The sequence below is a fragment of the Negativicoccus succinicivorans genome, from assembly GCF_014207605.1.
In the GTDB taxonomy this organism is placed as follows: domain Bacteria; phylum Bacillota; class Negativicutes; order Veillonellales; family Negativicoccaceae; genus Negativicoccus; species Negativicoccus succinicivorans.
Map to the genome: position 1 here is coordinate 109,075 of NZ_JACHHI010000004.1, position 24,812 is coordinate 133,886.

Here is a 24,812-nt window from a genome sequence, read left to right on the forward strand (position 1 = left end):
TGTGAGTAAAGATACATTTATTCGCGGGGCGATGATTTTAACGATCGCGGGCATCATCGTGAAAATCATCGGCGCGGTCAACCGCATTTTGCTATCCCGCTTACTGGGCGGCGAAGGCATCGGCTTATACCAGATGGCCTATCCGATTTATTTATTGGCCTTAAGTATTTCATCGGCGGGCTTGCCGGTAGCGATCTCGATCATGGTGGCGGAAAAGAACGCGATCCGCGACTATATCGGCGCGCAACGAGTATTTAGGATCTCGTCGTTGGCGCTGACCGTCACGGGCTTTGTTTTCAGTCTGCTTTTATACGCGGGCGCGCATTGGCTGGTCGATACGGGACTGGTGCGGGATCCGCGCGCGTACTGGGCACTGGTCGCGCTTTCGCCGGCGATTTTTATCGTTACGATTGTTTCCTGTCTGCGCGGCTACTTCCAAGGCTTGCAGGAAATGAAACCGACCGCGATCAGTCAAATTTTGGAACAGTTGTTCCGCGTCGTGACCATGATCGCGTTCGCCGTTTTACTGTTGCCGTACGGTTTGGAATACGCGGCGGCGGGGGCGACGTTCGGCGCGTTCCCGGGCGCGTTGATCGCACTCGTGGCGCTGGGAATATTCTATTACCGCGATCGCCATGAACGCCGGCGCATGCTGGCCGATCAGGATACGACATTGCCGCGCGAATCGCTCAAAACGATTTTGAAACGTTTATTGGTGCTGGCGTTGCCAGTTTCCTTGGCGAATATTATGCTGCCGGTAGTGGCCAACATCGATTTATTTGTCGTGCCGCATCGCTTGGCGGTGGCGGGGTATTCGGTCGAGGAATCAACCGAACTTTTCGGATACTTGACGGGGATGGCGACATCGCTCGTGAACTTGCCGACCATTTTAACGGCATCGCTCGCCGCGAGCCTTGTGCCGGCGATTTCGGCAGCGTACATGGTGCATGATCGCGCGCAGATTTTTCGCCGCACGGATGTCGCCATGCGGATCGCCAATATTTTAACCATTCCTTCGTTTGTCGGACTTTGCGTCATCGCGACGCCGATTTCGCTCATGCTCTACGCTACACCGAACGCGGGATCGTCGATTCAAATCATGAGTTTCGGCATCTTTCTGCTGGGGGTACAGCAGGTAACGACAGGCATTTTACAAGGCATGGGGCGGACGGCGATCCCGCTCATCAATATGGTCGTGAGCGCCGCCGTAAAATTTATTTTAAACTGGACATTGACGGCGATACCGGCGCTCGGTATTGAAGGCGCCGCATGGGCGACCAACGCCGATTTCGGCGTGGCGGCGTTGTTAAATCTCTACTTCCTGCATAAATATCTTGATTACCGCATGGATTGGCAGCATACCGCGCGTATTTTCGCCGCCGCCATCGGTATGGGCGTCTTTACGTATTTCGGCTATACGAGCCTCGCGGCGGCCGTGCACAGCAATACGCTGGCGACGTTGGGCGCGATCATCATCGGCATGATCGTCTATACGGTCGGTTTGATTTTGGCGAAAGGCATCTCGTCTAAAGATGTCGCCATGCTGCCGAAAATCGGCCCGAAATTGGCGCCGATCATCGCCCGCTGGGAGCATCGCTGATGCGACACGAGCAATGGCTGCGGGAACTGGGCTGGAACCCCGCTGACGGGTATCGCATTTGCAATGAGATTCCCGCTGAACGCGTAGTGCCGATTATATTGACAGAGGAAGCGATTTCAAAATTCGCCGGCGCGCGCATTGACGGCGAGTTCCGCGCGTATCGCAGCGGCGTGTGGGAAAAACATGTTGACGCCACGCTGCCGGCAGAGAGTGAAGCGGTGGTATTGGCGCCGCGGGCGGCCGTCGCGGCGGAAGTGCTCGCTCTTTACCGCATCATGAAAACATTGCGCGGCGAAACGGGTTGCCCTTGGGATCGCAAGCAGACGCACGCGAGCCTGCGCCGTTACTTGATCGAAGAAACGCATGAAGTGTTGGACGCTATCGATCGGCGCGATATGGAACTGTTGCAAGAGGAATTGGGGGACGTTTTGTTGCAGGTCGTTTTTCACAGCGAACTGGCGGCGGAACGCGGACAATTTAATTTCGCCGACGTCGCGCGTGGCATCGCGCATAAAATGACGATTCGTCATCCGCATGTTTTTGGCGATTCGGACGGGCGAAAAGTCGATTTTTCCGATTTTGACTGGGAAAAACAGAAAAAAGTCCATAAAAAACGGCAAAATATCCTTGACGGCGTGCCTAAAGGCTTGCCAAGTCTCTTATTAGCATGTAAAATACAAGAGAAAACAGCACGCGTCGGCTTTGATTGGTCGTCGGTTGGTCCCGCATTGGAAAAGTTGACAGAAGAATGGCAGGAAGTCCGTGAAGCTCTTTCTGAAGAAAGCCCAACTCATTTAGAAGAAGAGTGCGGCGATGTCCTCTTTGCGACTGTCAATGTTCTCCGTCATCTGGGAGTAGAGCCCGAAACCGCGTTGCGGCGGGCGAACGCCAAATATGTTGAACGCTTTCATTTCATCGAAGAGCGGCTCCGTAGGATGAACAAATCTTGGGACACAACGACTCCGGAAGAGTTGAATACGTACTGGAATGACGCTAAAGCGCAACTGGCGCGGCGTGGCGTAACGGGTTCACCGTTCGAGTGAGTTCGCAACGCGGACTCTAATCAAGAGGAGGGTTCATTATGAACAAAACAGAATTGATTGCTAATGTTGCCGAGATGTCGGAGATTACGAAAAAGGATGCCGAAAAAGTCGTAAAAGCGATGTTCGAATGCATCAGCGAAACCTTGGCTAAAGGCGAAAAAGTACAGATCATCGGTTTCGGTACGTTCGAAGTTCGCGAACGCAAAGCTCGTGAAGGCCACAACCCGTCTAACCCGAAACAGAAAATTAAAATTCCGGCTTCCAAGAGCCCGGCTTTCAAAGCTGGTAAACAGCTCAAAGAACGCGTTAACGTAAAACCGGCTAAAAAAGCTCGCAGAAAATAAGATACGTTCATAAAATAACGTATAAAATAACTCCCCGGCAATGCTTGGGGAGTTATTTTAGTATATAAAGTCCGTGACTATATAAAAAATAATGATTAAAATGCAAATCAATAGGATTTACATTTGACACCCGATTTTACCTGTGCTACTATATACACAAGTTCAGATTGATCTATAGGTGCCGAAAGGCCATAGAGGGAAGCCGGTGCGAATCCGGCACGGTCCCGCCACTGTAAAGCGGAGCGAGTTCCAAAAGCCACTGGGAAACCGGGAAGGCGGAGCAAGCGATGAAGCGAAGTCAGGAGACCTGCCTATGGGAAGTTTCCGTTTGACCTACGAGCGATAGGGAAGGAGAATACGAGCGATCACGCCGTGTCTCTTTGCCTACGCAAAGAGCTTTTTTAATTGCATATTTCCGTATGGATGCCGAAAGGCCATGAGGGAAGCCGGTGCGAATCCGGCGCGGTCCCGCCACTGTGAAGCGGAGCGAGTTCCAAAAGCCACTGGGAAACCGGGAAGGCGGAGCAAGCGATGATGCGAAGTCAGGAGACCTGTCCATATGCAGCACCCGTCAGACTCACGAGCGATGAGAAGGGGAGATTTGTTCTCTTCGCGTTGTGAGAGAACATTTTTTTCTTGGTAACTTGCTCTTAGGGGCAGTTATATAAAAGGATCTCAGGATCCGGTAACAAGATATATTGGCCTATGTTTTGTTACATCCATCTCCTTGTGAAGAGGATACTGACAGGGAACAGTATTCTCTTCCCTCCTTTGTTAATCATGTCATGTGTAATAATAATGATTCATCCCCCCACCCGGCAGAGGAAACTCTGCCTCTTTTTTTGTCATATTATAGACAAATAAAAGAGATGCTTTTATTGCTATGCGATATAAAAAGCAAATGCGGAAGATACGCACGAAGATTAAACGGCTCAATAACGCCAAATATTGACGGATGATGAATTCGTAGTATACAATAATCGCATACCCTTTGAACGCGGTTTATTTCCGCGGAACGCTTGCGAGAGTGGCGGAATGGCAGACGCACCAGATTTAGGATCTGGCGCCTTCGGGCGTGGGGGTTCAAGTCCCTTCTCTCGCACCATCTCTTTTTTAGGGTTTTCTACGATTTCACAGTGTTTTAAATGCTCATGATTGACCGTCGGGAGCCTTTTGTTTGGGCGTTTTACAGTTTTGTAGAGTTTCAGACGGTTGCGAGGCTGTGCCCATTTTTTGCCCCTTTTTTCAGTCGTGCCCCTTTTCATAAAAAATGGATAATAAAAGAGAGCCGGTTACATGCCGGCTCTTATTTTTTCTATCGCGTTGATGACAACTTCTTTTTGCGTCTTAGTGACGTGAGTATATATTTCCATGGTCGTTTTCATGGAAGAGTGCCCGACGCGTTCCATGACGGCTTTTATCGGAACGCCAGCCGCCAGAAGTAAACTGACGTGTGTATGCCGGAAGACGTGAGTGGATAAGTTGTCGGCGCAGCTGATTTTTTGCAGGTAGCGGTTTGCTTCACGAAGGCTAAACGGAGTGCCGCGGGCAGTGGTAAAAATATATCCGTAGTTTTCATAACCTTTCCACCAGCGATATAAGCGGGTATTATCGGCGATGAAATATTCGATAATCGTAACGGCGCGGCTGTCTAGTGCTACATCTCGGTAAGACGCGCTCGTTTTCGGCGTGCCGCGCTGTTTTGGGTGCCCGTTCGGTAAAAAGGGGAGAATTGTGCCGTTTATGTTGATTTTAGCCCCTTCTCGGTCGTAGTCCTGCACGCGCAGGGCGGCAAGCTCGCCGAAACGCAGACCCGTTAGCGACATAAACTCTATCGCCATTCCCATACGATAATGCATCGATTTTAGCTCGTCTAATACGGCTTTGAGTTGGTCGGCATCCAGAAATTTATATTTTTGCTTGGCGGCGTCTTCCGGCGTGTTTGGCTGTCGTTGTACCTCAATATCTTCTAAATAGGCGATATCCTTCACGTAGCCCATTTTACGCGCGAACCGGATGATTGACCGGAATGTATCGGCGTGCTTGGCGATATACGCGCGTTTAAGCCCGCGCCCTTGCAAGTCGTTAATGCCTTGTTGGATCATAGGCAGCTTGATCTCGCTTACCAGTACGTCCGGCGGAAGCATACGAATAAGCCGGTTGATTATACCGTTGATGTTGCGGCGGGTGGAGATCTTAAGAGCGGGAGCCCTGTACTTTTCATACTCACGCGCGGCTTGTTCAAAAGTGACGCGGGTGTACGATGTATCAGAAAGTTTCGCGTTTATTTTAGCCGCCAACATTGCGGTTGCGTGTTTAATAGCAGGCCGTGAACAAGTAGGCAGTGTGACAGATGTTTTACGGCGCTTACCCGTGTTCGGGTCGACATACCGTTCACAGTAGCGATATGCGGCGGTACCGTCTTGTAGTGTTTGTTCTTCTATCCACATAAAAATACCTCCTTTGGCACGAGAAACTAAGCCGGGAGGTGTGGTATAATAACAGTGTTCTTGGTAGGCCTCCGGGCTTACTTGCCCGTCATCGTGTTGGTAGCACGGTGACGGGTGTTTTTTTGTTTTAGTTTATGGGACATTACTTGAAAGCTACTTGAAAGTTACTCGAAAGTTACTCGAAAGCTACTCGAAAGCTTACTCGACGGCTATTTGAAGGCTTACTCGAAAGTTACTCGAAAGTTACTCGAAAGCTACTCGAAAGCTACTCGAAAGCTACTCGAAAGCTACTCGAAAGAAAGCTAGCGAATTATTGTATAATATTGCTTTGGGTCTGTTACTGAATTACCGTGCCAAGCAATGGCTCGCTTATTTACAAGTGCTTTTAATATTTTTCTGGCAGTGACCGCACTCACCTGGGTAACTCTTTGTGCTGTTTGAGTGTTTATTTGTTCGTTACTATAAAGGTAGGAGAGTATTTTTCTTTCATTTTCGCTGAACTCTTCAAACTCTAACAATTCTTCCAACCTGCTTACGCGATCATCTATTCGCAACTGGCGGGCAATATGATTATTTTCGAGCGTTAATTGTACTGCTTGGTGGTGAGGCTCACTGTATTCAGGGGCTTTTAAGTATAAATCTTGCATTTCATCATAAATACGGTTTACCCCTTCATTAAGCTCGCGTACCCAACCAAATTCGGTGAGTGCTCGCGCCAAGCGCGGGTTCCGTGAATATCGCGTGTATCGCATATTAGCCAACGTAACAATGTTGGGCAATGCGCCGGGGCTAAAAATTTCAAGGCGGTCATCGTACATTTTTACTCGAACATAGTCTCCGCGGATTGAATAGTCACGGTGAACAAGAGCGTTGACAATGCCTTCAAACCAGGCAAATTCTGGGTATTCTGGAACAATACTAAACCGCCCGTCACTGCCCAGAGATTGGAACTCTCTCAGCTGTGCGGCGATGGCAGGCTTGGATTGTCGAATAATATGGGGGATGGGGCCTTCAAAATCTTGATCTTTTACGATGTTCAATCTTACTCCGGTTTCTGGCTTGGTGCCATTATAACGTAAAAAACGCAGCCGGGATTGAGGTAAGTATAGGGAAGCATTTTTAGCAAACAGCAACGCGCCGGCGACTGTTAAACATCCTTTTTTAAGAAATCCTCGAGCTTCCAGAACTTGTGCAGTACTTATATGTGATGGGGAAGCAATATGATTCTTGTATTCTTCAATCAAACTTTCATCTAAGTCGGCTAATGATGTATCCCTAAGGATGCGATCTTCAAATATACGCTCGCCTTTTGCATATTCTAATTGCTTTATTTTACTGAATGATTGTTTGACGCTTTTATCCCCGATACGCAAATAGACATCTTCATTTCTGCTTTTTATGACGGTGTCTGTTGATACATCTATATGAAGCAGAATAATCGTGTGCTTAATGCCGTTAATTTCCTGGTCTATAGTTTCATAATAAATTTCAGGTTGCGGGCTAATTCCTTCTAAGACGGCAAGTCGATATTCGTCTACGCTATGATTGAGAAAAGGAGTGTTTTCTGATAAGCTTCCGTCGTCTTCAATGCCGATAGCTAGTATGCCACCCTCCGCGTTTGCGAATGCGATTACATGCGGCAAAATATCCTTTGGCTTGATTCGGGCGCTCTTTCGCTCAAAGTACTGGCTTTCCGGTTGGCACAAAAGATCGCTTATTTTGTATTCGCGCATTGGATTCACCTTTCGTAAAATCAAATGTTGTTTTTTATATGAGCAATAATTAACTGTATTCGACATCACTTTTCTGCGCCTGCAGCCAAACAGTATGATGCTCCCTGGATATAATGTCCCCAATCTGAGAGGGGAGGCGGGGTCTAGCATCTCCGCCTTTTAATTCTATCTTGCTACGAGCCTGGAGTGCTTGCCATTTATACTCCCGCATATCCGTCAGAGCGTTAGCAAGTTCAGTGTCATAGTGAGAGTTGTATTTCGGGTAGACTTTTACATGTTTATAGTGCAGGTAAGCTTCCGTTGCGTACCCGGCAGATTCCTTGGAAAGATCAAAGGATCGATATAAGGAATAAATATTTAGATAGTTTATGGGGAGCTCAAGCTGCCACGCAAAGTAGTCAATCAGCGCCCTTGGTGCCGCAAGCTCCTTAGCAAAGTAGTTAGCTTCCTCTTCAAAGATTTTTTTATCACTAGTGGACCAGAAGTCGTGAAGCTGCGGGTGTTGCATTATAAAGTGCCCGATTTCGTGAAAAATACCAAATTTTTTTCTGGGGGGATAGGTTCGCTCGTTGTAATAAAGATAGGCCCTTTCTGTGTCTTTCTTATAATACAAGGCGGCCTCCATAGAGCCGACATATGTCGGAACTAACAACGGGCTAATATTATTATCCTGACTAAATTGCCGATAAGTATTGGTGATTAAACCATATTGGTCGCGCAAGAATTGAAAAAGCTCACGCGGTGAAATAATTAAATTCGGAGAAAGGGCGAGTCGAAGTCGAGCGACTTCTTGATCAATTAAATAATAGCGTGGCTGGCGTATGGGGCGTTTATTCGTTGAAATCGTCATCATCAGGCATATCCTCCGTGGGTTCTGCAGGTTCAAATATTTTTAGTAATGCCGCTACTTTATCCGGGGACTTAATCGCAAGCCTATTTAGCCGTATGACGTTGTTCTTTGCTTTCTCATCCGAAATGTTTTGCACTTCTTCTGCCATTTTAGTAACTTCCGGGTCAATGCGGTCGGAGGGAGCAACGGGTTTATCTTCAGGATCGTCCCAACCCATAATAACTGCGGGGCTGATTTTTAGTGCCTTGGATAGGGCCACAATACGGTCGCGGCGCATGTTGGCAATATCTCCCGATTCCCACCGTGAGATCGTTGCCGCGGATACGCCGACTTTTGCTGCGACATCTTCTAGGGTCAAGCCTAGACTGAGTCGCCTAGCTTTTAGAATATCTTTTATTTTCATTAAGCACACCGCCCTTATTAGTATGTTGTGTTCATAGTGTAGCACTTATTTTGCTTTTACGCAAATATATTCGTAATTACCGCTTGACATTTGCGAAAAGGTAAGATAACATAAAATTACGGAAACGCAAAAAGGCAGAAAGGAGGTGCGGAATGGATAAAAACAAATTCAAATATTTTGCCGCATCAAAAGGCATTACTTTGCACGATCTTGCAGAGGAGATGGATATGCATCCGGCCACGTTAAGCAAGAAGTTATCGGGGGGTTCTGAGTTTACGAGAAAAGAGATTCAGAAATATCAAGCGGCAACCGACACTACACCATATCTTTTTATATAGGTTTCCGTAGGTTTTCATACGTGTTCAAAATGGGTATAATCGCCGTAACAATAACGTTTGCGGCGTTTTTTTAATTTCCTTTAGTTTTCGTAAGTTTGCACGAGCTTGCCCTTTTTTGTTTTTCGCTGATTTTTATCCGTTTTTGCAGGTCAAAACATGAGAAAGCCTTTAGGTATAACATTTTGGCCAACAAAAAAAGAGGCAGCATCTGCTGCCTCTTTTTATTTTATTGCGGTTTGACTAAGACGCCGAACGGCGTTTCTTTATAGACGTCGGTGTCCAGCACTTCGGTCGCGTAGCGATCATAATCAAAATGTTTGTACACATACTCCAAGGTTTCTTTGTCCTCGGGATCTTTCACCAAGGATGTTTTTGGCATTTTCTGTAAAATATTGTACGCGGCGCCGTCTAAAGTGCTTTTGTAGAAGAAATCGAAAAGACATGTGACCATCATGTCATCCGCTTCGGCGGGGTCCATATCCTCATCGGGATAGATGTGCAGGTAGGCGAGCCATTCGGCGAGCAGGCGGTCATCGGTGAGCAGCGTTTCCGACAAACGATTCTTATGCGTTTCACGGTAGGCGAAAAGCGCTTTCGTCAGGTTGGCTTCGTCGACGGTGAGGTCGTGTTCGGGAACGGTGTCTTGTAAATACCTGCGAGCGAGTTCGGTCAGATTGTCTTGGTTCATGGCAGTCTCCCTTACGAGAACAGTAATGATGTAAAAACAGAGCGAATGATGTCGGATATTTCCATACGTGTATTATAGCAGCATTTCTCCCCATTTTATGCGGTAAGGTTGTCTGCGTAAGGCGCGGGACATGTCGCGCTACCATAGCGGCCAACGGAAGCGCATGTATACATTACACATAGCGCTGACGGTTGTGTTTTGGGGGAAGATTATTTACAATGGACGTAATGACTTAGAGGAGGGAACGATATGACGCAACAGCAAGAGACGATTCGTAAATTTAAAAGCGTACTGGTCGCCAATCGCGGTGAAATTGCGATTCGTGTCTTTCGCGCATGTAATGAGCTGGGCATTCGCACGGTCGCGGTCTACTCGAAAGAGGACTCGCTTTCCCTGCATCGCAATCGCGCCGATGAGGCGTACTTGGTAGGGAAAGATAAATCAGCGATTGACGCGTATTTGGATATCGAAGATATTATTCGCGTCGCTAAAGAGCAGGAAGTCGACGCGATTCATCCGGGCTACGGCTTTTTAGCGGAAAATCCTGAATTCGCACGGCGTTGCGAGGCGGAAGGGATTCGTTTTATCGGTCCGCGTCCGGAACATTTGGAAATGTTCGGTGATAAGATCAATGCGCGCAAGCAGGCCGAAGACGCCGGTATCAAAATGGTGCCGGGGAGCGACGGCCCGGTAGAAAGCGCGGAGGACGTCAAGGCGTTCGCGGAAAAAGTCGGTTTGCCGATCATCATCAAAGCGGTCTACGGCGGCGGCGGGCGCGGCATGCGCGTTGTCGAACGTTTGGAAGATATTGAGGAAGCGTTTGAACGCTCAACGTCGGAGGCGCAAATCAGCTTCGGTAACGGCGCGGTGTATCTCGAAAAGTACATTCGCAATCCGAAGCATATTGAGGTTCAAATTTTGGGCGACAACAAAGGTAATGTCGTGCATTTGTTTGAACGTGACTGCTCGATCCAGCGCCGCCACCAGAAAGTGGTGGAAATCGCTCCGGCCTTCGCGTTGCCGTTGGAGTTACGCGAGAAGATCTGCGAAGCGGCCGTGCGGTTGATGAAAAATGTCAATTACGTCAATTCAGGCACGGTGGAATTTTTGGTCGCGCCCGAAGGTGAATTTTATTTCATCGAAGTCAATCCGCGTATCCAGGTCGAGCATACCGTGACGGAAATGATCACGGATATCGACATCGTTCAGACGCAAATTATGATTGCGGAAGGATACAATTTCGCCGATCCGGAAATCGGGATTCCCGAGCAGGATAAAATCGAGCATCACGGTAATGCCATTCAATGCCGGATCACGACGGAAGATCCGGAAAATCATTTCTTCCCGGATACGGGGAAAGTTATCGCTTACCGCAGCGGCGGCGGCTTCGGCATTCGGCTGGATGCCGGCACGGCATACACCGGCGCGGTCATCACTCCGTACTATGATTCCTTGTTGGTGAAAGCGACCACGCATGCGCTGACGCATGCGCTGGCGGTGAAAAAGATGGCGCGCGTACTGCGGGAGTTCCGCGTGCGCGGTGTGAAAACGAATATTTATTTCCTGCTGAATTTGCTGGCGGCTCCGGAATTTTTAGACGGAACGTATGATGTGAATTTCCTTGATTCTCATCCGGAACTGTTCGAGTTGCCGAAACCGAAAGATCGCGGCACGAAATTGTTGCGCTACATCGCGGATACGACGGTCAACGGTTACGCGCATGAAGGACCGCAAAACAAACCGGATTTCCCCGAACTCGCGTTTCCGGAAGCGAACGGGCCTGCGCCGCGCGGCACAAAGCAGCTGCTCGATGAAATGGGACCCGAGAAATTCGCTAAATGGGTACAGGAGCAAAAGGAAGTATTCTTTACGGATACCACGTATCGTGACGCGCACCAGTCGCTGTTCGCGACGCGTTTGCGCAGCTACGATATTTTAGGCGCGATCGGCGCGACGGCGCGTCGTTTACCGCAACTGTTTTCCTTTGAGAATTGGGGCGGCGCGACGTTTGATGTGGCGTATCGTTTCTTGGATGAAAGTCCCTGGGATCGTTTGCGTCGCATGCGCGAAGCGGCGCCGAATATTTTGTTCCAGATGCTTACACGCGGCGCGAATACGGTAGGCTATACGAATTATGACGAAACCGTTATTCGCCACTTCATCGCGCAGGCGGCGGAACACGGCGTCGATGTTTTCCGTATCTTTGACTGCCTGAACAATCTGGATCATATGACGATTACGATTGATGAGGTGCGCAAGCAAAATAAACTCGCGGAAGTGGCGCTTTGCTACACGGGCGACCTGCTTGATAAAAAACGGCAGAAATACGATCTCGCTTACTATGTGAAAATGGCGAAAGAATGCGCGGCCGCCGGCGCTCACATGATCGCCATTAAAGATATGGCGGGGCTCATTAAGCCGGAAGCCGCCTACGCGTTGACGGCGGCGATCAAAGATGCGGTCGATTTACCGCTGCATCTGCACTCGCATGAGGGCGCGGGAAATATGATTTATTCCTACGCGAAAGCGGTTGACGCGGGCATTGATATCATCGATCTCGCGATGCCGGCATTTTCCAACGGCACGAGTCAGCCTTCGATGTCCACCATGTGGTACGCGCTGTCCGATCATCCGCGGCAGCCGAAGTTGGATATTCGCGCGGTGGAAGAATTGAACCAGTATTGGGAAGGCGTACGACCGTACTATCGCGGTGTCGATCATACCTCGTCGTATCCGAACACCACGGTTTACATGCATGAAATGCCGGGCGGACAGTTCTCGAACTTGCGGCAGCAGGCGGCGGCCGTCGGTCTCGGTGATCGCTGGAACGAGGTTTGTGAACGGTACGCCGAAGTGAATATGATGTTCGGCGATATCATCAAAGTCACGCCGTCGTCGAAAGTCGTCGGTGATATGGCGTTGTTCATGGTGCAGAACGGTTTGCATGAACGGGATATCTATGAGCGCGGCAATACGTTGAGTTATCCGAAGTCGGTTATCGAATTTTTCGAAGGCAAGTTGGGCACGCCGTACGGCGGTTTTCCGGAAAAATTACGCAACGTGATTCTGCGCGGTCGCGTGCCGGAAGGCGAACCGGTGCCGGCTCCGGTCGATTTGGCGAAAGTCAAGGAAGAGATGACGGAAAAAGGTTTGCCGACGCGACCGGAAGATGTCTCGGCTTATACCATTTATCCCGATGTCTTCAGCCAATACGCCGATCGCTATGAAAAATACGGTGATTTGTCCGTTTTGGATACGCCGACGTTCTTCTTCGGCATGACCCGCGGCGAAGAAATTCGCACGACGATTGAAAAAGGCAAGACGCTGGTCATTCGGCTGATGAGTATTCATCAACCGGACGAAAAAGGCAATCGCGTGGTGCAGTTTGAGTTGAACGGCATGCCGCGTGAAGTCGTCGTTCATGATAATAATCTGGAAACGACAATGACGGGCGGGCGCAAAGCCGAAAAATCCAATCCGGGCGAAGTCGGCGCGACGCTTTCCGGTTCGGTTGTTAAAGTTCTTGTGAACTTGGGTGATGCCGTGGAAAAAGGCGATCCTTTAGTCGTTACCGAAGCGATGAAGATGGAAACGAGCATTACCGCGCCGATCAGCGGCAATGTGGGCGATATCCTCGTCAAAGCGGGTTCGCGTATCGAATCCGGCGATTTGCTGATCGTGATTGAATAATGAAAGAGTGTCAAGCAAAAAGCTTGACACTCTTTTTCTCTCTTGCTATAATAAGCGGGTAAGAGAGGGCTGCGATGGAACTCAAAAAACTCGTTTGGCATGGGGAATTACTTGCCACTTACGGCGCATTGCTCGCCGAACGTCCCCGTCAATGTATGGAATTATATTATAACGATGACTATACGCTGGCTGAGATTGCGGACCGTTTAGGCGTGTCGCGGCAGGCGGTGCATGATAATTTGCAGCGCGCGTTGCGCGATTTGGAGCAATACGAAGCGGCGCTGAAACTGGTCGAAGACCAAAAGCGGCGGCGCGAAGTCATGGCGCGCATGGAAGGTGATTTACCCCCGGCGTTTCTGCAAAAATGGCAGACGGAGTGGAAGATATTGAGCGGAAAGGAGAGCACATGGCATTTGAAGGTTTAGGCGAAAAGCTGCAACAGGCATTTGCGGATTTGCGCGGCAAGGGAAAACTTTCCGAACGCGATATCGACGCGGCTCTGCGTGAGATACGACGTGCCCTCTTGGAAGCGGACGTCAATTTCAAAGTCGCTAAAGATTTTATCGCCAACGTTCGCACCAAAGCGATGGGTGAGGAAGTATTCGGCAGTTTGAAGCCGGATCAGACGGTGATCAAAATCGTTCGCGATGAATTGACCGAGCTTTTGGGCGGCACCAGCAGTAAGCTGATGTTGAGTTCCAACGGCGTGACGGTCATCATGCTTGTCGGCTTGCAAGGCGCCGGTAAGACGACGACCGCCGGTAAGCTCGCGCTCATGCTCAAGAAAAAAGGGCGCAAGCCGTTATTGGCCGCCTGTGACGTGTACCGTCCGGCCGCGATCAAACAGCTGCAGGTACTCGGTGAACAAATCGATATCCCGGTTTTCCGCATGGATGAGAAAGTCGATCCCGTACGGATTGCCAAGTACGCTTTGCAAACGGCGAAATCGTACGGTCAGGACGTATTGATTTTGGATACGGCGGGCCGCTTACATATTGATGAAAAATTGATGGCCGAGCTGCAAAATATTAAAGCGGAAGTACATCCGCACGAAATTTTGCTCGTGCTCGACTCCATGACTGGTCAAGACGCGGTCACGACGGCGCAGGCGTTCGATGAAACGCTCGGCATCGACGGCACCATTCTGACGAAGATGGACGGCGATGCGCGCGGCGGCGCGGCGTTGTCTATCAAGGCGGTCACCGGCAAACCGATCAAATTGATCGGCGTCAGCGAAAAACTCGCCGACGGTTTGGAAGAATTTTATCCGGATCGCATGGCGGGACGCATTTTGGACCTCGGCGATTTGCAGAGTCTGCTCGAAAAAGCGCAACGCGAATTCGATGAAGACGAAGCCAAACGCATGCAGGAACAAATGGTCGCCGGCCAGTTCACGATGGATGATTTCCTCAATCAGCTGAATCAGATTCGGCGTCTCGGCTCGTTCCAGAGTATTCTCGGCATGATCCCGGGCATGGGGAAATTCAAAGACCAACTGAAAGATGTGGATTTGGAAGGCGGCGAGATTAAAAAGATCGAAGCCATCATTCAGTCCATGACATTGAAAGAACGACAGGAACCGGGCATTTTGAACGGCAGCCGCCGTAAACGCATCGCGCAAGGCTCGGGAACGCGTGTGCAAGATGTCAATCGTTTCGTCAAGCAGTTCATGGAAATGCGCAAGATGATGAAGCGGATGAAGCGTTTCAATAAAAATAAGAATACAAAAGGCGGGTTCAACTTGCCTTTTATGCCTAAATAAGATTACTTCATAAGGAGGTGAAAGAACAGATGTTAAAAATTCGTTTAACCCGTCGCGGCGCGAAAAAAGTCCCGTTCTACCGTATTGTAGTCATGGAATCTTCGCTCCCGCAGAGTGGTCGTCCGGCCGACACGATCGGTTACTACGACTCGGTCAAACAACCGGCGGAGCTCAAAATTGACGAAGAAAAAGCGTTGGTATGGCTTGCTAAAGGCGCCCAGCCGACGGATACCGTACGCACATTGTTCCGGCAACAAGGCATCATGGCTAAATTTGCCGAACTGAAAAAGTAAGCGAGGCGATTAGCATGCAAGAATTGGTCACGGTAATTGCCAAAGCGCTGGTCCGCAATCCCGACGCTGTGCGCGTTGACGTTGTCACCAAAGGAGATCTCGAAGTGTATAAATTGCACGTCGCTCCGGAAGATATGGGCAAAGTCATCGGTCGTCAGGGTCGGATTGCCAAGGCGCTGCGCACGGTAGTGCGCGCAGGTGCCATTAAGGAAAACAAAAAAGTTACAGTCGATATCGTCTAGGAGGCAATATGGAAGAAATGATTCTTCGCTGCCCCGTTTTGATCAAGTCCAAGGTCACGCAGGCATTGAAAGACAACATGCTGCGCGAAGTGCAAACCAACTTGGGCCAGGTCGAACAAGAATTGCAGCAGATCGAATTTCAGGCCAAACGCCTGTTAACCGAGCAGGCTCGCATTGATGCACAGGGTCTGATCAATTTGCGTGCGCAGATTGAACAGAATAAAGACAAACTGATGCAGATGAAAGCGAAGCTTACCGAAGAGCAAAAACGCATCAGCGAGCTCGAAATGGGCGCGGAAATTCCGCGCGGCCAAATGGAGCAGACCGTTACTGTCAAAGTCGGCGACGACTTGAATAAGTACATGGGAGCAGAAATTTTGCTGGAAGACGGCAAAATTATCGCGTTTCGCAACTGATGTCTACGGATATGCTGGTGGTCGGCCGGATCGTCGCCGCGCATGGAGTGCGCGGTGAGGTACGGCTGAAACCGGACACGGACCGACCGGAGATGTTGACGGCGTTGCCGCATCTTTACTTGGGCGGCAACCGTTACCAAATCCAAAGTGCGCGTTTTCATAAACAAATGCTGATTGTGCAGTTCAAAGGCATCACTGACCGCAACGCGGCGGATGCGTTAATCGGCCTTTGGGCGGAACTTCCTCGCGAAGAACTGCCGCCGCGCGCGCAAGGACAATTTTATATTGTCGATTTGGTCGGCATGGAAGTCGTCACCGAAAGCGGCACCGTGCTCGGTACCTTGCAGGATGTTTTACAGCCGGGAGCCAACGATGTGTTTGTCGTGCGCGGTGAATGCGAAGAAATTCTCGTTCCGGCGCTGAAACGTGTTGTGAGTGACATCGATCTCGATGCCAAACGACTCACGGTGACCGACGAGTTCTGGGCGAACTATCATGAAAATTGATATTGTCACGCTCTTTCCGGAATTTGCCGATGCTTTTTTTTCTCATAGCATTATTTCGCGAGCCCGCCAAGCGGGCTATTTGACGTTAGGTACAGTCAATCCGCGCGATTTTACGGATAATAAATTCCGGCACGTCGATGATACGCCATACGGCGGCGGCAACGGCATGCTGCTGCAAGCCGAGCCGATCTTTAAAGCGGTCGAGAGCGTTTTGCCGCAAAAAACGCCTGACGCCCGCGTGATTTTACTCAGTCCGACCGGCTCGCCTTTTACGCAAAAAAAGGCGAGCGAGCTGACGAGATACGAGCACTTGGTACTCGTCTGCGGTCATTATGAGGGCATTGACGCGCGCGTGGAAGATCATCTGGTCGACGAAAGCATTTCCATCGGCGACTACGTGCTCACGGGCGGAGAATTGCCCGCGTTCATTGTGGCGGACGCCGTGGCGCGTTTGCTGCCGGGAGTTCTCGGCACGCACGCCAGCGCGTTTGATGAATCGTTCATCGAGGGCACATTGGAATATCCGCAGTATACGAAGCCGGCGGAATTTCGCGGGTATAAAGTACCGGAAATATTGCTGTCGGGTCATCACGCCAATATCGCGCGGTGGCGTCGCAAGCAATCATTGTTGCGCACGCGTGAGCGCCGTCCCGATTTATGGCGAAAACTGGTATTAAGCGATACCGACCGAAAATTACTGGCAGAGGAAGATACTTGATGGCGCATTTTTCTATCGGACTTGTCCATTATCCTATTTATAATAAACACGGCGACATCATCACAACGGCGCTGACCAACTATGATATTCACGACTTGGCGCGGTCAGCGACGACTTACGGCGTGGAAAATTATTATATTATCCATCCGAACTTTGCCCAGCGCAAGCTGGCCGAGGAAATCATGGAGCATTGGCAGACCGGGTTCGGCAGTACCTATAATCCGGATCGCAAAGACGCCTTCGCCCATGTTAAGCTTCGTGAAAATCTCGCGCAAGTACGGGAAGAAATTCATCGCGAAACGGGGCATCCGCCGCAAATCATTACCACGGATGCGCGTACTTACCCCAATACCGTCACATACCGGCAGGTACGGGAATGGTTGCAAACCACCGACAACTCATACTTGCTGCTTTTCGGTACGGGGTACGGCATGACGAAAGAAGCCATGCAATCGTTCGATTATATTTTAGAGCCGATTTACGGCGCCGGCGCTTACAATCATTTGAGCGTACGGTCCGCGGCCGCCATCATGTTGGACCGCCTTTGCGGAACCGAATGGTGGCAAGCATAAGGGGGAATTTTCATGTCCGGACACTCTAAATGGTCCAACATTAAACATAAAAAAGGTAAAAACGACGCCATTCGCGCTAAAATTACGACGAAAATCGGTAAGGAAATTACCGTAGCCGCTCGCTTGGGCGGCGCCGATCCGACCGGTAACATGCGTTTGAAACTCGCCTTGCAGAAGGCGCGTGAAAACAACGTTCCGAAAGACAACATTCAGCGCGCCATCCAGAAAGGGATCGGCGCCACCGACGGCGGCGACTACGAAGAAATTACCTACGAAGGTTACGGCCCGTCCGGCGTCGCTCTTGTGGTCGAAGTCATGACCGATAATCGCAACCGCGCGGCGGCTGACGTACGCCATGCCTTCTCCAAGCACGGCGGCAACCTCGGTGAATCCGGCAGCGTCACCTGGATGTTTAAACGTAAAGGCGTGTTCGTTCTCCCGGGCGATGCCGGTGATGAGGAAGAACTCATGATGATGGCGCTTGACGCCGGCGCGGAAGACTTCAAAAATGATGAAGACGACTATGAAGTATTAACGACTCCGGAAAATTACGATGCCGTCGAAAAGGCATTTCAAGACGCCGATATTGAAATGACGATCAGCAAAATCACCATGGTGCCCGACACCACCATCGCCTTAGACGGCGATGACGCCCGCAAAATGCAAAATCTGCTGGACGCGTTGGATGATCTTGACGATGTCAAAGACGTTTACAGCAACGCGGAACTGCCCGACGACGAAGAGGAAGAATAATAGAAGCAAAAAAAGACGATGCGAGCGCATCGTCTTTTTTATTTTACAAAATAGATTGGCAATTATAATAAAGCGCGTCAAGATATGAAACATAAAATGCAGCCACTAAAAAAACACTCCGAAGAGTGCTTTTAGCCTACATAGGCAGAGCCCCGAAGGGCGATGTGGATAAATTTTTATTTGTACTCATAGTACCATGCATATAAAACAGTTGAAAGGCAAAAAAATGAAGATGCTGGTCAGGAAGAAAAGTATCTTCACTTTATCAGATGAGAAAATGTATGTACACGGGAAAATCTATCGACCAACTTTCCTTATTGTGTGATACCGACAATAGCATCTGCGCTACGTACCCTATCTGCCCGGGGCGTACACTTCAAAGGGACGTTTTGACAATACCGTACTATGCAGGTAGTTGGTAATAGCATATGTCGAGTATTGCTTGTTCCGCTCGCAACCGATTTCGTGTGCAGCTTTGACGAGAATACAATTGAGTTTGGAAATAAAAGCATGCAAACGCTATTGAAAATCATTTTCATAAATGGTATAATATGCAAGAATCAGTTCTGTACTCGAGCAAAGGTCGGTTGTATTATATCCTTACCTCTCTCAAACTATCGCCGCAAGGCGGGGCGGACTTTGCTCTGACGTTCGGGAAAATAAAGGAGGACATGTATGAAAATTAGTTGGAAACAGATCGCGACAGGTATGCTTGCGGTGATGATGTTGGTGTTGGTCGGTTGTGGCGGTACCAAAGATGATACGCATGCGGCCGCTCCGGGCAAATTAAAAGTGGTAGCGACGACGACGATGCTCGCGGATTTGAGCCGTCAGATCGGTGGCGATGCGGTAGAAGTAACCGGCTTAATGGGGCCGGGGGTGGATCCGCATTTGTATCAAGCCAGCGCCGGGGATGTCAAAGTGATGACGGATGCCGACGTCGTTGTATATAACGGCTTGCATTTGGAAGGTAAGATGGGTGAAATCTTCAGTAAGCTGAAACAGGATAAAAAGGCTACTATTTGTGTAGCAAACAACTTAGATCCGTCGACATTGCTTCAATATGAAGATGATGACGGAGTGCAGGCTACCGACCCGCATATCTGGTTTGACGTGAAGAACTGGATGCTGGCGGCGGAAGAAGTGTGCAAAGGATTGGCCGCGAAAGATCCGGCACACAAAGATTTGTACAAAGCCAATTATGAAAAATATTTGGCAGAGCTGAAAAAAGCGGACGAATATGTGGCCAAACGTGCCGCGGAAATCCCGCAGGAGCGTCGCGTTCTCGTCACGGCACATGACGCATTCCAATACTTTGCTCGGGCGTACGGATTTACGGTCAAAGGTTTACAGGGGGTCAGCACGGAAGCGGAAGCAGGCGCGATTGACGTTCGTGAATTGTCCGACTTCATCGTGGCGCACCAGATCCGTTCGATTTTCGTCGAATCATCCGTTCCGCATAAAACCATTGAGGCGGTGCAGGAAGCTTGCAAGGCAAAAGGTTGGGACGTAAAGATCGGCGGCGAATTGTATTCTGATTCGTGCGGCGCGCCGGGTACGCCGGGTGGCGATTATATCGGTATGGTCAAAGAAAATATCGATACTATTGTTACGGGCCTGAAATAATATCGACGGCGGGTGCGGAGAGAGCGCCCGCCTTTTTGTTATTAAGATACATGAAGGGGGATTCATATGGAGTGGGCGGTAGAAGTCGAGGACATGACCGTTGCCTATGATGAACGACCGGTTCTTTGGGATGTGGATATGCAGATTCCAAAAGGATCGCTTGCGGCGATTGTCGGGCCGAACGGTGCGGGAAAATCGACGTTGATCAAGGCGATATTGGGATTGTTGACTAAAATTTCCGGTTCGGTCAAATTTTATTTAGACGGTCGGTTGGCCGTGTCGCGCGATGATTTCAAGCGGATTGCCTATGTGCCGCAGAGCGGCAGTGTAGACTGGGATTTCCCGACGACGGTACTGGATGTCGTACTAATGGGACGTTACGGTCATCTCGGCTGGTTTAAACGACCGGGTGCGGCGGAGCGGGAGATGGCGATGGATGTGTTGCGGAAAACGGGCATGGAAGCTTACGTTGACCGCCAAATCAGTCGTCTATCGGGCGGCCAGCAGCAGCGTGTGTTTTTAGCGCGCGCATTGATTCAGGAAGCGGATATTTATTTTATGGACGAGCCGTTTAAGGGGGTCGACGCCAAAACGGAAAAGGCGATTGTCGCTTTGTTGCAAGAGATGAAATCACGCGGCAAAACGGTCATTGTTGTGCATCACGATTTGGCGACGGTGGCGGAATATTTTGACTGGGTTACGATGATTAACTTGCGTCGTATTGCGATGGGGCCCGTGGAAGAAGTGTTTACGAGCGAGCACATCGAAGCGGCTTATAATGCCCGCAATCCGTTGCGGCGGGAGGGGCTCCATGCTGTCGCCGCTGAGTGATTATACCTTCCGGATCGTGGCGGCGGGGACCATGCTGTTGGGATTAGCGAGCGGCGTTACGGGAACGTTTGCCGTATTGCGCAAGGAAAGTCTCATCGGAGACGGATTGTCGCATGCGTCGTTTCCGGGCGTGGTAGCGGCCTTCATGTTTTTGGCGGTGAAAGATTTGGAAGTGTTGCTGACCGGTGCGGCGGTCGCATCCTTGCTGTGCATGGCGGCGATTGCCTTGACGGTACGGTATACTAAGGTCAAGTTTGATGCCGCATTGGCGACATTTCTTGCCGCTTTTTTCGGTGTCGGCATGATGCTGATGACGTATGTGAAGCATACGGACAACCCCAATCAGGCGGGGTTGTCGAAGTTTATTTTCGGACAGGCGGCCACTATGCTGGCGCGCGACGTGGAAATTACCGCGGCGGTGGCGGCAATGATTTTACTGCTGGCAGTCATTTTTTGGAAAGAATTAAAACTGGTGGCGTTTGATGCCGATTTCGCGCGCAGTTTACAGCTGCCCGTCAGAATGACGCAATTGGTGTACGGTTTGATGCTGGTGGCCTCGATTATCATCGGCTTACAGTCTGTCGGTGCTATTTTGATGAGTTCGTTGCTCATCGCTCCGGCGGTGGCGGCACGGCAATGGACGGATAATCTCGGCACTATGGCGGTACTGGCAGGGGGGATCGGGGCGCTGTCTTGCGGCATCGGTACGTATGCCAGCGCGATCGTTAAAGGTTTACCGACGGGGCCGGCGATCGTCGTTACCGCCTCAATCGTGGTACTGCTCAGCTTGCTGTTTGCGCCCGGAAGGGGCATCATTGCACGTTACCGGGTGCATCGGGAGGCACGCCGGCGTTGGAAGGAGGGCGATATCAATGTCCGCCCAAACTGAGATTATTCTTATCGCGATGTTGGCGGCATTCGCGTGCGCTTTGCCGGGGGTGTTTCTGGTACTGCGCAAAATGTCCATGGTCGCCGACGCTATCACACATACCGTATTCTTGGGAATCGTCATTGCATTTCTTGCAACGGAAAATTTAAACTCGCCCTGGCTGCTCATCGGAGCAACGCTCATGGGATGCTTTACCGTGTGGTGTACTGAAAGCCTGCAACGAACCCGGCTGGTCAGTGAAGATGCATCCATCGGGATTGTGTTTCCGTTGTTATTCTCTATCGGTTTGATCTTGGTCAACCTGTACGGCAGTAATGTTCATCTGGATACGGACTCCGTCCTGCTCGGGGAACTCGCCTTTGCGCCCTTTGACCGCGTGCGTGTGAATGGTGCCGATTGGGGCGCTGTGTCCATGTGGGTGTTGGCAGGAATTTGCCTGCTTAATACCGTAGTCATTGTGGCGGCATTCAAAGAATGGAAGCTGGTTACCTTTGATGCGTTATTGGCGGCCATGTACGGATTTTCGCCGATATGGATGCACTATTTGCTGATGACGCTCGTCTCCGTGACCGTTGTTGCTTCATTCCAAGCGGTCGGCGCCATCCTCGTTATCGGATTGATGATCGGACCGGCCGCGACGGCCTACTTGCTTACCAAAGATTTGCGGAAAATGCTTGTTTTGGCGGCGAGCATCGGCGCCCTATCCGCGTGGCTCGGTACGGAGATTGCTTTTTGGCTGGATGTTTCGATTGCAGGCGCGATTGCGGGAACAATAGGAGGAGTATTTTTATTGACGGTGATCGCGACACCCAAATCGGGTATTATTGCCCGGTATCGGCGTTTAAAACGTCTGCGCTTACAGTATGGAGAAGAAACGGTTTTGTTCCATTTGTTGACTCATGAAGGCACGGCTGTACAGGCGCAAGAGGCGGGAGTCGGTACACTTTATGAGCATTTGCGCTGGAAACCGGAATTTGCCGATCTCATTTGTCGTCGTCTCGAAGCGGGGCATTTTGTACGTATTCATCGTGGCATGGTGCACTTGACCGAGAGCGGGCGCGCACGTGCTTATCGCGTTTCAGAAACGCTTTTTGCGGAGTAATAATGATTGAAAAATCTCTCATAGGAGAAATCTTTCTTGTGTGAATTGTGTTAGTCATGTGAGATGGAACGCATGGAGTGTGCCGTGAGGTACGACTGAACCTGTACGCGGACCGCCCGGAGATGTTGGCGGTGTTTCCGCTTCCGAAAGGAAGACAAAAAAGACGATGCGAACGCATCGTCTTTTTTATTTAACAAAATAAATTGGTAACCATAATAAAGCGCATTAAGATATGAAAAATAAAATGTCGCCACTAAAAAAACACTCCGAAGAGTGCTTTTAGTCTACATAGGTAGAGCCCCGAAGGGCGATGTGGATAAATCTTTATTTGAACTCGTAGTGCATATCCTGCCCATATAGTAGCGCTTAAAAATCATCCTGTCAAGTTTATTTCACTCGAAAATCATCCATAAAATTTAATGCGATCATTTTAGCGCATAACGCATTGCGACGCTTTTTACATCTGGAATCTAATGATTCCGTATGCTATATTTAATATATAAACACTACCGTTTTTGTTCTCATCGTACAAGATCTATAACCGTCGCAAAGCCCGCCGTTATAGGATTTTGTGTTTTCGCTTTCATCGTAGCGTTTTCGTTTTCATCGTTAAATTTTCCCCCATCGTTCCCCCACGGCTTACATTGATATCTCATCGAGTTTATCGGCAGCGTCACGATGCATCTGTTCGCTTGCGTGCGAATAAACGGCTAGCGTCGTTTTCGGATTGATATGCCCGACGCGTTCCATGATCGTTTTTAGTGGAACGCCTAACTCCGCAAGTAAAAATATATGAGTATGGCGAAATACGTGCGTCGTGATGTGGCGCGGCAATTTAAGCGAGCGAAGCGTGTGATTTATGTCGGAAAAGCGGATAGGGTTGCCCGTCGACGATGTAAAGAAGTAGCCTTTTTCCGTATATTTGCCCTTATTCCATGCGGCGTCCTTCATGTTTTCAATCCGGATCTGGTTCAAAATTTCAATAGCGCGACTGTTGAGCGCTACCGTCCGGAAAGATGACAGTGTTTTCGGCGGCGTTTTTATTTCTTTGGCAGAAAACGGGACGGAGTGGGTGATCGTGCCGTTAATATCAATGTTTTGTCCGTCAAAATCTTGATAACGCAAACCGGAACATTCGCCGGCGCGTAAGCCGGTAAGCGCTATAAATTCAAGCATGAGGGCGTATCTCGGCTTTATTTCGTGTACTTTTTGAAGGACTTCCGCCAGCTCTTCGCGTGTCAAAAACTTTTCGCGCGCGCGCTTTACATCGTCAACGGTTTTAGCGCGTCCGGAAACCGTCATTTCATGGATAAAACTTATGTCTTCAATATATTTCATTCGCTTAGCGTACTTCATGGACTGCTTAAAAAATGAGGCGGTCATGCTGACAGTGACGCCGGACAGGTCGCGCATTTTAAGAAAAGACCTTTGCACAACGGGCAGGGTAATGGCTGATATTAAAAGACCATCCGGAAATATCTTAACAAGCCGCTTAATCGAATCCGCATGCGCGCGCTGTGTTGACGGTCTAACATCGGGGCGGCGGTACTCCGCATGCTCTTTTAATAACTCCGCAAGCGTGATATTCTTTGCCGTTTTCGTCTCTTGCGCCTCGTCAATCTTCCGCTGCAATTCGGCGGTTGCCCATTTCATGGTCGCGTTCGTCTTTTTATCCATCGTAACCGACACGCGCCGACGCTTCCCGGTTAGGCGGTCGACGTACGTTTCAATGGCGCGATAAGAGATCCGGCCGCTTTTTGACTTCCGTTCCTCGATATACATGGCTTTTCCTCCTTATTATGATATAATTAAACATACAGAAAACAGCCCTTTTCGGGCGCGTTTTACTGTCCGCGCCGTCGCTATGGCATCTCCTAATGCACGACGAGCGCGTCTCTCTGCGGGGCGTTGGTAGCGTCCCGCTTTTAATATGCGTTTGTTTTTAATATACAAATATCAATAC

The 24,812-nt window shown here is 49.8% G+C and carries 24 protein-coding genes, 1 tRNA gene and 2 riboswitches; of the genes, 19 read left to right on the top strand and 6 right to left on the bottom strand.

Annotation, left to right across the window (positions count from 1 at the left end; genetic code table 11):
- The first annotated feature begins 1 nt into the window (after position 1).
- From HNR45_RS05260 to HNR45_RS05275, 4 genes are all read left to right on the top strand, one after another.
- On the top strand, positions 2-1,600 hold the full coding sequence (locus HNR45_RS05260) for a putative polysaccharide biosynthesis protein (protein ID WP_159822261.1): 1,599 nt from the start codon (positions 2-4) through the stop codon (positions 1,598-1,600).
- Entirely contained in the window at positions 1,600-2,643 is a 1,044-nt protein-coding gene (gene mazG / locus HNR45_RS05265; RefSeq protein ID WP_159822259.1) for a nucleoside triphosphate pyrophosphohydrolase, read from the top strand. Before HNR45_RS05260 ends, mazG begins: the two co-directional genes overlap by 1 nt.
- A 38-nt stretch (positions 2,644-2,681) precedes the next feature.
- Positions 2,682-2,987, top strand: coding sequence for an HU family DNA-binding protein (locus HNR45_RS05270; RefSeq protein ID WP_024048012.1), 306 nt, complete (start codon positions 2,682-2,684; stop codon positions 2,985-2,987).
- A 159-nt stretch (positions 2,988-3,146) separates the two neighbouring features.
- A riboswitch (cobalamin riboswitch) is annotated at positions 3,147-3,316 on the top strand.
- 75 nt (positions 3,317-3,391) lie between these two features.
- A riboswitch (cobalamin riboswitch) is annotated at positions 3,392-3,560 on the top strand.
- Positions 3,561-4,008: 448 nt separating this feature from the next.
- A tRNA-Leu gene (locus HNR45_RS05275) sits at positions 4,009-4,092 on the top strand.
- 187 nt (positions 4,093-4,279) lie between these two features.
- On the opposite strand, the gene HNR45_RS05280 is transcribed toward HNR45_RS05275, so the two are convergent.
- The 4 genes from HNR45_RS05280 to HNR45_RS05295 all read right to left on the bottom strand — a co-directional run bounded on the left by HNR45_RS05280 (position 4,280) and on the right by HNR45_RS05295 (position 8,423).
- Positions 4,280-5,437: a tyrosine-type recombinase/integrase gene (locus HNR45_RS05280; RefSeq protein WP_159822257.1), complete on the bottom strand. Its 1,158-nt coding sequence runs from the start codon at positions 5,435-5,437 to the stop codon at positions 4,280-4,282.
- 302 nt (positions 5,438-5,739) lie between these two features.
- Positions 5,740-7,170 (bottom strand): ATP-binding protein, encoded by a 1,431-nt coding sequence (locus HNR45_RS05285; RefSeq protein ID WP_159822255.1) that lies wholly within the window; start codon positions 7,168-7,170, stop codon positions 5,740-5,742.
- A gap of 49 nt (positions 7,171-7,219) precedes the next feature.
- On the bottom strand, positions 7,220-8,023 hold the full coding sequence (locus HNR45_RS05290) for an ImmA/IrrE family metallo-endopeptidase (RefSeq protein WP_159822253.1): 804 nt from the start codon (positions 8,021-8,023) through the stop codon (positions 7,220-7,222).
- Complete coding sequence (locus HNR45_RS05295) at positions 8,001-8,423, bottom strand: helix-turn-helix domain-containing protein (RefSeq protein WP_159822251.1); 423 nt, start codon at positions 8,421-8,423, stop codon at positions 8,001-8,003. Before HNR45_RS05295 ends, HNR45_RS05290 begins: the two co-directional genes overlap by 23 nt.
- A gap of 152 nt (positions 8,424-8,575) precedes the next feature.
- Here HNR45_RS05295 and HNR45_RS05300 point away from each other — a divergent pair, with 152 nt between their 5' ends.
- The gene (locus HNR45_RS05300) at positions 8,576-8,761 is read left to right on the top strand and encodes a helix-turn-helix domain-containing protein (protein ID WP_159822249.1); all 186 of its coding nucleotides are present in this window, start codon (positions 8,576-8,578) and stop codon (positions 8,759-8,761) included.
- A gap of 226 nt (positions 8,762-8,987) precedes the next feature.
- On the opposite strand, the gene HNR45_RS05305 is transcribed toward HNR45_RS05300, so the two are convergent.
- A complete protein-coding gene (locus HNR45_RS05305; RefSeq protein WP_159822247.1) occupies positions 8,988-9,449 on the bottom strand; it encodes a hypothetical protein in 462 nt (153 codons plus the stop codon).
- Between the two features lie 270 nt (positions 9,450-9,719).
- Between HNR45_RS05305 and HNR45_RS05310 the strand changes: the two genes are divergently transcribed.
- The 14 genes from HNR45_RS05310 to HNR45_RS05375 all read left to right on the top strand — a co-directional run bounded on the left by HNR45_RS05310 (position 9,720) and on the right by HNR45_RS05375 (position 22,849).
- Complete coding sequence (locus HNR45_RS05310; protein WP_159822431.1) at positions 9,720-13,139, top strand: pyruvate carboxylase; 3,420 nt, start codon at positions 9,720-9,722, stop codon at positions 13,137-13,139.
- 74 nt (positions 13,140-13,213) lie between these two features.
- Entirely contained in the window at positions 13,214-13,564 is a 351-nt protein-coding gene (gene ylxM, locus HNR45_RS05315) for a YlxM family DNA-binding protein (RefSeq protein WP_159822245.1), read from the top strand.
- Positions 13,546-14,901: a signal recognition particle protein gene (gene ffh / locus HNR45_RS05320; RefSeq protein ID WP_075938602.1), complete on the top strand. Its 1,356-nt coding sequence runs from the start codon at positions 13,546-13,548 to the stop codon at positions 14,899-14,901. Before ylxM ends, ffh begins: the two co-directional genes overlap by 19 nt.
- Positions 14,902-14,930: 29 nt before the next feature.
- Entirely contained in the window at positions 14,931-15,194 is a 264-nt protein-coding gene (gene rpsP / locus HNR45_RS05325) for a 30S ribosomal protein S16 (protein WP_159822243.1), read from the top strand.
- Positions 15,195-15,208: 14 nt separating this feature from the next.
- Positions 15,209-15,436, top strand: coding sequence for a KH domain-containing protein (locus HNR45_RS05330; protein WP_024048656.1), 228 nt, complete (start codon positions 15,209-15,211; stop codon positions 15,434-15,436).
- An 8-nt stretch (positions 15,437-15,444) separates the two neighbouring features.
- Entirely contained in the window at positions 15,445-15,852 is a 408-nt protein-coding gene (locus HNR45_RS05335) for a YlqD family protein (protein WP_024048657.1), read from the top strand.
- Complete coding sequence (rimM, locus tag HNR45_RS05340; protein WP_159822241.1) at positions 15,852-16,358, top strand: ribosome maturation factor RimM; 507 nt, start codon at positions 15,852-15,854, stop codon at positions 16,356-16,358. The genes HNR45_RS05335 and rimM overlap by 1 nt, the downstream gene beginning before the upstream one ends.
- Positions 16,348-17,076: a tRNA (guanosine(37)-N1)-methyltransferase TrmD gene (gene trmD / locus HNR45_RS05345; protein WP_159822239.1), complete on the top strand. Its 729-nt coding sequence runs from the start codon at positions 16,348-16,350 to the stop codon at positions 17,074-17,076. The genes rimM and trmD overlap by 11 nt, the downstream gene beginning before the upstream one ends.
- Entirely contained in the window at positions 17,076-17,648 is a 573-nt protein-coding gene (locus tag HNR45_RS05350) for an RNA methyltransferase (RefSeq protein WP_024048660.1), read from the top strand. The genes trmD and HNR45_RS05350 overlap by 1 nt, the downstream gene beginning before the upstream one ends.
- 12 nt (positions 17,649-17,660) lie before the next feature.
- The gene (locus tag HNR45_RS05355; protein WP_159822237.1) at positions 17,661-18,401 is read left to right on the top strand and encodes a YebC/PmpR family DNA-binding transcriptional regulator; all 741 of its coding nucleotides are present in this window, start codon (positions 17,661-17,663) and stop codon (positions 18,399-18,401) included.
- 675 nt (positions 18,402-19,076) lie between these two features.
- Positions 19,077-20,027, top strand: coding sequence for a metal ABC transporter solute-binding protein, Zn/Mn family (locus HNR45_RS05360; RefSeq protein ID WP_184327565.1), 951 nt, complete (start codon positions 19,077-19,079; stop codon positions 20,025-20,027).
- 66 nt (positions 20,028-20,093) lie between these two features.
- Entirely contained in the window at positions 20,094-20,858 is a 765-nt protein-coding gene (locus HNR45_RS05365; protein WP_052098525.1) for a metal ABC transporter ATP-binding protein, read from the top strand.
- Positions 20,842-21,747: a metal ABC transporter permease gene (locus tag HNR45_RS05370; RefSeq protein WP_159822427.1), complete on the top strand. Its 906-nt coding sequence runs from the start codon at positions 20,842-20,844 to the stop codon at positions 21,745-21,747. The genes HNR45_RS05365 and HNR45_RS05370 overlap by 17 nt, the downstream gene beginning before the upstream one ends.
- Positions 21,731-22,849 carry a metal ABC transporter permease gene (locus HNR45_RS05375; RefSeq protein WP_159822235.1) on the top strand — a complete coding sequence of 373 codons (1,119 nt, stop codon included), beginning with the start codon at positions 21,731-21,733 and terminating at the stop codon, positions 22,847-22,849. Before HNR45_RS05370 ends, HNR45_RS05375 begins: the two co-directional genes overlap by 17 nt.
- A gap of 639 nt (positions 22,850-23,488) precedes the next feature.
- Here HNR45_RS05375 and HNR45_RS05380 read toward each other — a convergent pair.
- Positions 23,489-24,631: a tyrosine-type recombinase/integrase gene (locus tag HNR45_RS05380; RefSeq protein WP_159822233.1), complete on the bottom strand. Its 1,143-nt coding sequence runs from the start codon at positions 24,629-24,631 to the stop codon at positions 23,489-23,491.
- Positions 24,632-24,812: the final 181 nt, after the last annotated feature.

Bases quoted from the DNA above. Each gene is read 5' to 3' on its own strand.
- mazG (WP_159822259.1), top strand. From the start codon at position 1,600: ATGCGACACGAGCAATGGCTGCGGGAACTGGGCTGGAACCCCGCTGAC.
- HNR45_RS05270 (WP_024048012.1), top strand. From the start codon at position 2,682: ATGAACAAAACAGAATTGATTGCTAATGTTGCCGAGATGTCGGAGATT.
- HNR45_RS05280 (WP_159822257.1), bottom strand. From the start codon at position 5,437: ATGTGGATAGAAGAACAAACACTACAAGACGGTACCGCCGCATATCGC.
- HNR45_RS05285 (WP_159822255.1), bottom strand. From the start codon at position 7,170: ATGCGCGAATACAAAATAAGCGATCTTTTGTGCCAACCGGAAAGCCAG.
- HNR45_RS05290 (WP_159822253.1), bottom strand. From the start codon at position 8,023: ATGATGACGATTTCAACGAATAAACGCCCCATACGCCAGCCACGCTAT.
- HNR45_RS05295 (WP_159822251.1), bottom strand. From the start codon at position 8,423: ATGAAAATAAAAGATATTCTAAAAGCTAGGCGACTCAGTCTAGGCTTG.
- HNR45_RS05300 (WP_159822249.1), top strand. From the start codon at position 8,576: ATGGATAAAAACAAATTCAAATATTTTGCCGCATCAAAAGGCATTACT.
- HNR45_RS05305 (WP_159822247.1), bottom strand. From the start codon at position 9,449: ATGAACCAAGACAATCTGACCGAACTCGCTCGCAGGTATTTACAAGAC.
- ylxM (WP_159822245.1), top strand. From the start codon at position 13,214: ATGGAACTCAAAAAACTCGTTTGGCATGGGGAATTACTTGCCACTTAC.
- ffh (WP_075938602.1), top strand. From the start codon at position 13,546: ATGGCATTTGAAGGTTTAGGCGAAAAGCTGCAACAGGCATTTGCGGAT.
- rpsP (WP_159822243.1), top strand. From the start codon at position 14,931: ATGTTAAAAATTCGTTTAACCCGTCGCGGCGCGAAAAAAGTCCCGTTC.
- HNR45_RS05330 (WP_024048656.1), top strand. From the start codon at position 15,209: ATGCAAGAATTGGTCACGGTAATTGCCAAAGCGCTGGTCCGCAATCCC.
- HNR45_RS05335 (WP_024048657.1), top strand. From the start codon at position 15,445: ATGGAAGAAATGATTCTTCGCTGCCCCGTTTTGATCAAGTCCAAGGTC.
- rimM (WP_159822241.1), top strand. From the start codon at position 15,852: ATGTCTACGGATATGCTGGTGGTCGGCCGGATCGTCGCCGCGCATGGA.
- trmD (WP_159822239.1), top strand. From the start codon at position 16,348: ATGAAAATTGATATTGTCACGCTCTTTCCGGAATTTGCCGATGCTTTT.
- HNR45_RS05350 (WP_024048660.1), top strand. From the start codon at position 17,076: ATGGCGCATTTTTCTATCGGACTTGTCCATTATCCTATTTATAATAAA.
- HNR45_RS05355 (WP_159822237.1), top strand. From the start codon at position 17,661: ATGTCCGGACACTCTAAATGGTCCAACATTAAACATAAAAAAGGTAAA.
- HNR45_RS05360 (WP_184327565.1), top strand. From the start codon at position 19,077: ATGAAAATTAGTTGGAAACAGATCGCGACAGGTATGCTTGCGGTGATG.
- HNR45_RS05365 (WP_052098525.1), top strand. From the start codon at position 20,094: ATGGAGTGGGCGGTAGAAGTCGAGGACATGACCGTTGCCTATGATGAA.
- HNR45_RS05375 (WP_159822235.1), top strand. From the start codon at position 21,731: ATGTCCGCCCAAACTGAGATTATTCTTATCGCGATGTTGGCGGCATTC.
- HNR45_RS05380 (WP_159822233.1), bottom strand. From the start codon at position 24,631: ATGTATATCGAGGAACGGAAGTCAAAAAGCGGCCGGATCTCTTATCGC.